Genomic DNA, 9,079 nt, shown 5'->3' on the forward strand with positions numbered 1-9,079 from the left:
GCGGTCGGTGCGCGTGTCGATCGACTGGCTCACTTCTTGTCACTCCCCACGGGGCCACCCTTGACCGCGGAACGGACGAGGAGGAGGCCACCCTTGGGACCGGGGACCGCACCCTTGATCAGGATGAGCCCGCGCTCCGCGTCGACCTTGTGGACCACCAGCGACAGCGTGGTCGTCTTCACCGCGCCCATGCGGCCGGCCATCTTCAGGCCCTTGAACACGCGGCCCGGGGTGGACGCGCCACCGATGGAACCGGGAGACCGGTGCTTGCGCTGGGTGCCATGCGACGCGCCGAGGCCCTTGAAGCCGTGACGCTTCATGACGCCGGCGGTGCCCTTGCCCTTGCTGGTGCCGATGACGTCGACCTTGGCCACGCCGTCGAAGACGTCGGCGGTCAGCTCCTGGCCGACCGTGTAGTCGCCGGCGTCCTCGGTGCGCAGTTCCACCAGGTGCCGCCGCGGCGTGACGCCCGCCTTGGTGAAGTGCCCGCCCTCGGGGCGGTTCACCTTGCGCGGGTCGATCTCACCGAAACCGAGCTGGAGGGCCGAGTAGCCGTCCACCTCGGGGGTGCGCACCTGGGTCACCACACACGGGCCCGCCTTGACGACGGTCACCGGCACGAGACGGTTGTTCTCGTCGAAAACCTGGGTCATCCCCAGCTTCTCGCCGAGGAGACCGCGAAATGTGCTCGCCATGTCTGCTGACTGCCCTTACTGAATGTTGACGTCGACCGAGGCCGGCAGGTCGATGCGCATGAGCGCGTCCACCGTCTTCGGCGTCGGGTCGAGGATGTCGATGAGCCGCTTGTGCGTGCGCATCTCGAAGTGCTCGAACGAGTCCTTGTACTTGTGCGGCGAACGGATCACCGCGTACACGTTCTTCTCCGTCGGCAGCGGCACCGGGCCGACCACTCGCGCTCCGGTCTTGGTGACCGTCTCGACGATGCGTCGCGCCGAGGCATCGATCGCCTCGTGGTCGTAGGCCTTCAACCGGATGCGGATCTTCTGTCCCGCCATCGCTGTCTTCTGCTCCTGCCGATCGGTTGTGAAAGTTCGAGTGGGTCTGCTGACCCGGGGCGGGTGCGGGTGGTGGACCCGGACCCTGGCCGAGCGGCGGCCGACCAGCGGCCGCCGCTCGACGAGGCGTTACTTGTTGATCTTGACGACCCGGCCGGCACCCACGGTCCGCCCACCCTCGCGGATGGCGAACTTGAGGCCCTCCTCCATGGCGATGGGCTGGATCAGCTCCACCGTCATCTCGGTGTTGTCGCCGGGCATGACCATCTCGGTGCCGGCGGGCAGGGTCACCACGCCGGTCACGTCCGTCGTCCGGAAGTAGAACTGGGGACGGTAGTTGTTGAAGAACGGCGTGTGACGGCCACCCTCGTCCTTCGAGAGGATGTAGACCGAACCCTCGAAGTTGGTGTGCGGGGTGATCGAGCCGGGCTTGACGACGACCTGGCCGCGCTCGACGTCCTCACGCTTGATGCCGCGCAGCAGCAGGCCCACGTTGTCGCCGGCCTGACCCTGGTCGAGCAGCTTGCGGAACATCTCGACGCCGGTGACGGTCGTCTTGGTCGAGTTCTCGCGGATGCCGACGATCTCGATCTCCTCGGAGACCTTGACGATGCCGCGCTCCACACGACCGGTCACCACGGTGCCGCGGCCGGTGATGGTGAAGACGTCCTCGACGGGCATGAGGAACGGCTTGTCGATGTCGCGCTCCGGCTCCGGGATCGCGGTGTCGACCGCGTTCATGAGCTCCATGAGCTTGTCGCCCCACTCGGCGTCGCCCTCGAGGGCCTTGAGCGCGGAGACGCGGACCACGGGGACGTCGTCGCCCGGGAACTCGTACTCGCTGAGCAGCTCGCGGACCTCGAGCTCGACGAGCTCGAGGATCTCCTCGTCGTCGACCATGTCGGCCTTGTTGAGGGCCACGACGATGTAGGGCACGCCGACCTGGCGGGCCAGGAGGACGTGCTCCTTGGTCTGCGGCATCGGGCCGTCGGTCGCGGCGACCACCAGGATGGCGCCGTCCATCTGCGCGGCACCGGTGATCATGTTCTTGATGTAGTCGGCGTGCCCGGGGCAGTCGACGTGCGCGTAGTGACGGCTCTCGGTCTGGTACTCGACGTGCGCGATCGAGATCGTGATGCCGCGAGCCTTCTCCTCGGGCGCCTTGTCGATCTGGTCGAACGCGGACGCCTCGTTGAGGTTCGGGTACTTGTCGTGCAGGACCTTGGTGATCGCCGCGGTCAGCGTCGTCTTCCCATGGTCGATGTGCCCGATGGTGCCGATGTTGACGTGCGGCTTGGTCCGCTCGAACTTGGCCTTGGCCACTGGGTTCCTCTCCTCGTGGTTACGCAGGTGGTGCGTGCTCTGGGGTGGGGCGTTGCGTGGGTGCCGGGGACATGACCAGGTCAGGGCCCGCCGGCGGTGTTACTCGCCGGTCGCCTTCGCGATGATCTCCTTGGCGACGTTGGCCGGGACCTCGGCGTACGAGTCGAACACCATGGAGTAGCTCGCCCGTCCCTGGGTGCGGCTGCGCAGGTCGCCCACGTAGCCGAACATCTCCGACAGCGGCACCAGGGCCCGGACGATACGGGCGCCGGAGCGCTCCTCCATCGCCTGGATGGTCCCGCGGCGGGAGTTGAGGTCGCCGATGACGTCGCCCATGTTCTCCTCGGGCGTCGTCACCTCGACAGCCATCATCGGCTCCAGCAGGGCCGGGCTGGCCTTGCGGGCGGCCTCCTTGAAGGCGATCGAGCCGGCGATCTTGAAGGCCATCTCCGAGGAGTCGACCTCGTGGTACTGGCCGTCGAGCAGCGATGCCTTGACGCCGACCATCGGGTAGCCCGCGAGGACGCCGTACTGCATCGCGTCCTGCATGCCCTGGTCGACCGAGGGGATGTACTCCCGCGGGATGCGCCCACCGGTGACCTTGTTCTCGAACTCGTAGGTCGCCGAGTCGGCGCTCATCTCCAGCGGCTCCAGCGCGATCTGCACCTTCGCGAACTGGCCCGAGCCACCCGTCTGCTTCTTGTGCGTGTAGTCGTGGCGCTCGACGGTCTTGCGGATCGTCTCGCGGTACGCCACCTGCGGCTTGCCGACGTTGGCCTCGACGTTGAACTCACGCCGCATGCGGTCGACGAGGATCTCCAGGTGGAGCTCGCCCATGCCGGAGATGACCGTCTGACCGGTCTCCTCGTCCAGCTTGACCTGGAAGGTCGGGTCTTCCTCGGCGAGCTTCTGGATCGCCGTGCCCAGCTTCTCCTGGTCGCTCTTGGTCTTCGGCTCGATGGCCACCGAGATGACCGGCGCCGGGAAGGACATCGACTCCAGGATGACCGGCTTCTGCGGGTCGGAGAGGGTGTCGCCCGTCGTCGTCTGCTTCATGCCGTTGACGGCGACGATCTCGCCGGCGCCCACGCCCGCACGCTCTTCGCGCTTGTTCGCGTGCATCTGGTAGATCTTGCCGACCCGCTCCTTGCGGTCCTTGGTGCTGTTGAGCACCGGGGACCCGGCGTCGAGCTTGCCGGAGTACACGCGGATGTAGGTCAGCTTGCCCAGGTGCTGGTCGGTCTGGATCTTGAAGGCCAGCGCGGAGAACGGCTCGTCCTCGTCCGCGTGCCGCAGGACCTCGGTCTCGCCGTCCAGCGCGGTGCCGACGATCGCCTCGACGTCGAGCGGGCTGGGCAGGTAGTCGGTGACGGCATCGAGCAGGGGCTGGATGCCCTTGTTCTTGAAGGCCGTCCCCGTCAGGACCGGGTTGACCTGCGCGGCGATGGTGGCCTTGCGGATGGCCGCCTTCAGGCGGTCGACCGCGATCTCCTCGCCACCGAGGTAGTCCTCCATGAGCGAGTCGTCGAAGTCCGCGATGTTCTCGAGCAGCTTCTCGCGGTACTCGGCGGCCTGGTCGGCGAGCTCGGCCGGGATCTCCTCGGTCTCGTAGTCCTCGCCCATCTTGGTCTCACCGCGCCAGGTCAGCGCACGCATCTGGACGAGGTCCACGACACCGATGAAGTCGGACTCGGCACCGATCGGGATCTGCAGGACCAGCGGGTTGGCCCCCAGGCGCTCGACCATCATGTCGACGCAGCGGAAGAAGTCGGCACCGGTGCGGTCGAGCTTGTTGACGAAGCACATGCGCGGGACGCCGTACTTCTCGGCCTGCCGCCACACCTGCTCGGTCTGCGGCTCGACGCCCGCGACACCGTCGTAGACGGCGACGGCGCCGTCGAGCACGCGCAGCGAGCGCTCGACCTCGACGGTGAAGTCGACGTGCCCGGGGTGTCGATGATGTTGATGTCGTGGCCGTTCCAGGAGCACTTCGTCGCGGCGGACGTGATGGTGATGCCGCGCTCCTGCTCCTGCTCCATCCAGTCCATCGTGGCCGCGCCGTCGTGGACCTCACCGATCTTGTACGTGATGCCGGTGTAGAAGAGGATGCGCTCCGTCGTCGTGGTCTTGCCGGCGTCGATGTGCGCCATGATCCCGATGTTCCGGGTCTTGGCGAGCTCGGCCTTCTTGGCCATCTCTTACTCCTCTTCGTTCGGGTCCGCGTGCGGGGTTTCCAGGGCTACGACCTCGTAGCAGCGCCCCGGTTGTCCCGCCGGCGGCGGGCGCCGGTGCTTACCAGCGGTAGTGCGCGAAGGCCTTGTTCGACTCGGCCATCTTGTGCGTGTCCTCGCGCCGCTTCACGGCGGCACCGAGACCGTTGCTCGCGTCGAGCAGCTCGTTCATCAGGCGCTCGGTCATCGTCTTCTCGCGACGGGCCCGGCTGTACTGGATCAGCCAGCGCAGGCCGAGCGTGGTGCTGCGCGAGGGACGGACCTCGACCGGGACCTGGTAGGTCGCGCCACCGACGCGGCGGCTGCGGACCTCCAGGGACGGCTTGACGTTGTCCAGTGCCCGCTTGAGCGTGACGACCGGGTCGGTGTCGCTCTTGGCGCGGGCGCCCTCGAGGGCGCCGTAGACGATCGCCTCGGCGATCGAGCGCTTGCCGTCGACCAGCACCTTGTTCACCAGCTGGGTGACCAGCTGGGACTGGTAGACCGGGTCCACGACGAGCGGACGCTTCGGCGCGGGGCCCTTGCGCGGCATTAGCTCTTCTCCTTCTTCGCGCCGTAACGGCTGCGAGCCTGCTTGCGGTTGCGGACACCCTGGGTGTCCAGCGAGCCGCGGATGATCTTGTAGCGCACGCCCGGCAGGTCCTTCACACGGCCACCGCGCACGAGCACCATCGAGTGCTCCTGCAGGTTGTGACCGACGCCCGGGATGTAGGCGGTCACCTCGATGCCACTGGTGAGGCGGACGCGAGCGACCTTGCGCAGCGCCGAGTTCGGCTTCTTCGGCGTCGTCGTGTAGACGCGCGTGCAGACTCCGCGGCGCTGGGGCGAACCCTTCAGCGCCGGAGTCTTGGTCTTCTCGACCTTGTCCTCGCGGCCCTTGCGGACCAGCTGGTTGATCGTGGGCATGGGTGGCCTGGATCTCCTACCTGCGCTGGGGTGGTGCTCTCTGGTTCCTGCTGACGGCTGTGCGTGTTGCTCTGGTGCCGGTCCTGCTCGGACCGCCCCATTCTGGCCATGACCCACTGTCCGGCCCCCGCGGTCGGGCGTGTTGCCCTTCCCGGGACCCGGCCGATGATGTCGGACCGGAATCGGTCGCCCCTCGCGACTCGGCGCCGCCACCTTCCGGCCGAGGGCCAGGAGGTGGTCCCCGGCGGCCGATGAGGCATCAGCCTCTGGCCACCCAGGCGCACCGCGAACGGGAGCAGGCCCAGGGCACCCTGGGCACAGCAGACCACGATACCCGTGCCCTGGAGACCGGTCAAAGCCGGGTCCCTCACACACGCAGCCGATGGTCGGCCGGTCACCTGCCGGAGCCGGCGACACCGGGAAGAACGAGACCGGGACCGGTTCTCTTCCCGGCCCCGGGCACTTCCCGGGCTCCGGGTGGCACGGCGAACGTTACCGCGGACGCGCGGACGTGGGGAGTACGCCGCGCGGCCGGCGGGAACGTCGTACCCGGGCCCTAGCGTCCGCCGCGCCGCTGCTCCTGTGCCGCTCTGCCGCCCCCGCTGCCCGCCCTCGATCCCCTCAACCAGGAGGACCCGTGGACCCCGACGCCGCCCGCGAGCTCAAGGCGAGCATCCTCGAACGCCTGCCGACGGCGGTGGAGGCCAGCGCGCTCCCCGGTGAGCACGAGGCGCCGTGGCCATGGGTCGCCGTGGGGCTCAGCCCCTCGGGGTCGGGTGCACGCGTGGCCGTCCGGCTGCAGCGCGACGGGGACCGCGCGCTGCTGCCCGACCTCGGGCCGGCGGCGGCCGAGGTGGACGTCAGGGTCATCGGTCCGGTGCGGTCGCTGTCGACCCCTGGCCAACTGCAGCGCGCGGTCCGCCCGCTGCGCCCCGGGCTCTCGGTGGCCCACGTCGGGGTGTCGGCCGGCACGCTGGGCGGCTTCGTGCGGACGAGCACGGGGCTGGCCATCCTGTCCAACAACCACGTCCTGGCCGCGAGCAACGCCGCCTCCGTCGGGGACGCCGTCCTGCAGCCCGGGCCGGCCGACGGCGGACGACCGGCCGACCGCGTCGCCACCCTCGCCGGCTTCCCGCCCATGGGAGCCGGGGTGAACCTGGTCGACGCGGCGGTCGCAACCCTCGACGAGGGCGTCGTGGCCGAGCCGGGTGACGTTCCCGGCGGCCCCTCCTGGACGTCGTCCCGGCGGGGCTCGAGGTGGACCCCGACGAGCACGTCGAGAAGATCGGCCGCACGACCGGCCACACCCACGGCCGGATCACCGCGGTGGAGGTGGACGGCGTGGCCGTCCAGTACGACGAGGCCGTGTACCGGTTCGACGACCAGATCGAGATCGAGGGCCGGTCGGGGCCTTCAGCGCCGGCGGTGACAGCGGCTCGGTCATCTGGCGCGCCCGGGACCGGGCACCGGTGGCGCTGCTCTTCGCGGGGAGCGAGACCGGCGGGTCGGCCGGTACGGGGTCACGTTCGCCAACCCGCTCGCCACCGTGCTCGCGGCCCTCGGGGTCGACTGGTGCCCGGCATGACCACCTCCCTCCCCACTTCCCCGCACGGTCGCCGCGGCGACTCGAGCCCAGGGCCTCCGGGGGATGCAGGGTGCCGCTGCGGCTCCGCGCGGGGCACGATGGGGGATGACCGACCGGGCCGCGGCGCGCGCCGCCAAGAGCACGCTGGCCGAGCGCCTGTCCGGCGATCCCGGAGTGGTGGGCATCGGGCTGGCCCGGCGGGACAGCGGCTACGTCCTCACGGTGAACCTGGCGGACGCCACGGCGGCGCCAAGGGTCCCCGGAGACGTCGACGGCGTCCGGGTGGTCACCGAGGTCATCGGGACCGTCCGGCCGCTCTGAACGAGGACCCCGCCCCTCTCGCCCCTCGCACGCTCGGGGCGGACCTCCGGACGTCGTCGGGGCCAGTGTCATCCCACCGCTAATCTGCGGAGATGCGCATCGGTATCCAGGCTAGTTACAGCGGTGGGTTCCAGGAGACGGCGGCGGAGATCCGCGATCTCGAGTCCGCCGGCCTCGACCTCGCGGCCGTCGCGGAGGTCTACACCTTCGACGCCGTCAGCCAGCTCGGCTACCTGGCGGCGGTGACCGAGCGGGTCGAGCTGCTGAGCGCGATCTTCCCGATCTACAGCCGCACGCCGGCCCTCACCGCGATGACGGCGGCCGGCCTGGACTTCGTGTCCGGCGGCCGGTTCACCCTCGGGCTGGGCGCCTCCGGACCGCAGGTCATCGAGGGCTGGCACGGCGTCCCCTACGACGCGCCCCTGCAGCGCACCCGGGAGGTCGTCGAGATCTGCCGCCAGGTGTGGCGGCGCGAGCGCCTCGACCACCAGGGCAAGAAGTACACCGTGCCGCTCCCGCCCGAGCAGGGAACCGGCCTCGGCAAGCCGCTCAAGCTGATCAACACGCCGGTCCGCGACCGGATCCCGGTGATGCTCGCCGCCCTCGGCCCGAAGAACGTCGAACTGGCCGCCGAGATCGCCGACGCGTGGGAGCCGATCTTCTTCGTCCCGGAGAAGGCGGCGTCGGTGTGGGGCGACTCGCTGTCGGCGGGCAAGGCCAGGCGCGACGCGGCGCTCGGTGACCTGCAGGTCATCACCGGGGTGCCCGTGGCGATCGGCGACGACGTCGAGTCGCTGCTGGAGTTCGTCCGCCCGGCCCTCGCCCTGTACATCGGCGGCATGGGCGCCCGGGGCAAGAACTTCTACAACGACCTCGCCGTCCGCTACGGCTACGAGGCCGAGGCGAAGACCATCCAGGACCTCTACCTCGACGGCAAGAAGGACGAGGCCGCAGCCGCGGTCCCCTCGAGCTGGTCAAGGCGTCGTCGCTGATCGGGCCGGAGTCCTACGTCGCCGAGCGGATCGCCGCCTTCGCCGAGGCCGGGGTGACCACGCTCATGCTCCAGCCGCTGGACGGCAGCCGCGAGGGTCGCCTGACGACCGTGGAGACGATGAAGCGCCTCGCCGGCTGACCTCCCCACCCGCCGTGTGTCGGCGGCTGCCGGACCGCAGTGCGGCGCCCGCTCCGACACGGCGATCGAGCCACGACTGTTGCCTGCAAGGAAACTCTGCCCTGCTGTTTCCTGGATGGAAACAGGATCGGGTCGCCCGCCGACACCCCATGAGGCCCGCGAGACGCTCCACCAGCTCTCCGAGGACGCGGACGCCGTCCGCTACCCGCCGCTCCCCGGTGGTTCTTCCGGGCCCAGGCGGCCCTGGTGGCCGGCATCTGCCTGGCCCAGCTGCTGTCGCCGTCCGACGCCCGCAGGGCCACCTTCGCCGTGGCGGTGGCCGCGATCGTCCTGGGCGGCCGGTACTGGATCTTCCGCGACCGGGTCTCGGGAGTGGCGCCGTCGGCCGGGGACATGCTCCCGTTCCTCGCCGGCGTGGTCGGCACCATCGTCGTGTGCCTCGTCGTCGCCGAGACGACCGACGCCTGGTGGATCTGGATCGTCGGGGCAGCCCTCGTCGCCGGTGTCGTCCTGCGAACCGGCCCCACGTACCGGAAGACCTACGGCGATTCCCGCTGATGCGCCG

At 69.8% G+C, this 9,079-nt stretch carries 9 protein-coding genes and 1 pseudogene; 4 read left to right on the forward strand and 6 right to left on the reverse strand.

Going from position 1 to position 9,079, the window contains the following annotated elements; genetic code table 11:
• Positions 1-29: 29 nt before the first annotated feature.
• The 6 genes and pseudogenes from rplC to rpsL form a co-directional block, all read right to left on the reverse strand.
• On the reverse strand, positions 30-695 hold the full coding sequence (gene rplC, locus U6N30_RS25180; protein WP_040338551.1) for a 50S ribosomal protein L3: 666 nt from the start codon (positions 693-695) through the stop codon (positions 30-32).
• A gap of 15 nt (positions 696-710) precedes the next feature.
• On the reverse strand, positions 711-1,016 hold the full coding sequence (rpsJ, locus tag U6N30_RS25185; protein ID WP_014377994.1) for a 30S ribosomal protein S10: 306 nt from the start codon (positions 1,014-1,016) through the stop codon (positions 711-713).
• A gap of 129 nt (positions 1,017-1,145) precedes the next feature.
• Complete coding sequence (gene tuf / locus U6N30_RS25190) at positions 1,146-2,339, reverse strand: elongation factor Tu (protein WP_324274421.1); 1,194 nt, start codon at positions 2,337-2,339, stop codon at positions 1,146-1,148.
• A gap of 99 nt (positions 2,340-2,438) precedes the next feature.
• Positions 2,439-4,534 (reverse strand): annotated as a pseudogene (fusA, locus tag U6N30_RS25195) (elongation factor G).
• A gap of 97 nt (positions 4,535-4,631) precedes the next feature.
• Positions 4,632-5,102, reverse strand: coding sequence for a 30S ribosomal protein S7 (rpsG, locus tag U6N30_RS25205; protein WP_029340028.1), 471 nt, complete (start codon positions 5,100-5,102; stop codon positions 4,632-4,634).
• Positions 5,102-5,476 (reverse strand): 30S ribosomal protein S12, encoded by a 375-nt coding sequence (gene rpsL / locus U6N30_RS25210; protein ID WP_012950487.1) that lies wholly within the window; start codon positions 5,474-5,476, stop codon positions 5,102-5,104. Before rpsL ends, rpsG begins: the two co-directional genes overlap by 1 nt.
• A gap of 637 nt (positions 5,477-6,113) precedes the next feature.
• Between rpsL and U6N30_RS25215 the strand changes: the two genes are divergently transcribed.
• The 4 genes from U6N30_RS25215 to U6N30_RS25230 all read left to right on the forward strand — a co-directional run bounded on the left by U6N30_RS25215 (position 6,114) and on the right by U6N30_RS25230 (position 9,072).
• Complete coding sequence (locus tag U6N30_RS25215; RefSeq protein ID WP_324274423.1) at positions 6,114-6,905, forward strand: hypothetical protein; 792 nt, start codon at positions 6,114-6,116, stop codon at positions 6,903-6,905.
• Between the two features lie 261 nt (positions 6,906-7,166).
• Complete coding sequence (locus tag U6N30_RS25220; protein ID WP_324274424.1) at positions 7,167-7,382, forward strand: hypothetical protein; 216 nt, start codon at positions 7,167-7,169, stop codon at positions 7,380-7,382.
• A gap of 92 nt (positions 7,383-7,474) precedes the next feature.
• On the forward strand, positions 7,475-8,374 hold the full coding sequence (locus U6N30_RS25225) for an LLM class F420-dependent oxidoreductase (RefSeq protein WP_324274425.1): 900 nt from the start codon (positions 7,475-7,477) through the stop codon (positions 8,372-8,374).
• Positions 8,375-8,760: 386 nt separating this feature from the next.
• Positions 8,761-9,072, forward strand: coding sequence for a hypothetical protein (locus tag U6N30_RS25230; RefSeq protein WP_324274426.1), 312 nt, complete (start codon positions 8,761-8,763; stop codon positions 9,070-9,072).
• Positions 9,073-9,079: the final 7 nt, after the last annotated feature.

The organism is Blastococcus brunescens, assembly GCF_035320885.1.
GTDB lineage: Bacteria > Actinomycetota > Actinomycetes > Mycobacteriales > Geodermatophilaceae > Blastococcus_B > Blastococcus_B brunescens.

Coding starts and splice junctions, on each gene's coding strand:
- rplC (WP_040338551.1), bottom strand. CDS start 695: ATGGCGAGCACATTTCGCGGTCTCCTCGGCGAGAAGCTGGGGATGACC.
- rpsJ (WP_014377994.1), bottom strand. CDS start 1,016: ATGGCGGGACAGAAGATCCGCATCCGGTTGAAGGCCTACGACCACGAG.
- rpsG (WP_029340028.1), bottom strand. CDS start 5,102: ATGCCGCGCAAGGGCCCCGCGCCGAAGCGTCCGCTCGTCGTGGACCCG.
- rpsL (WP_012950487.1), bottom strand. CDS start 5,476: ATGCCCACGATCAACCAGCTGGTCCGCAAGGGCCGCGAGGACAAGGTC.
- U6N30_RS25220 (WP_324274424.1), top strand. CDS start 7,167: ATGACCGACCGGGCCGCGGCGCGCGCCGCCAAGAGCACGCTGGCCGAG.
- U6N30_RS25225 (WP_324274425.1), top strand. CDS start 7,475: ATGCGCATCGGTATCCAGGCTAGTTACAGCGGTGGGTTCCAGGAGACG.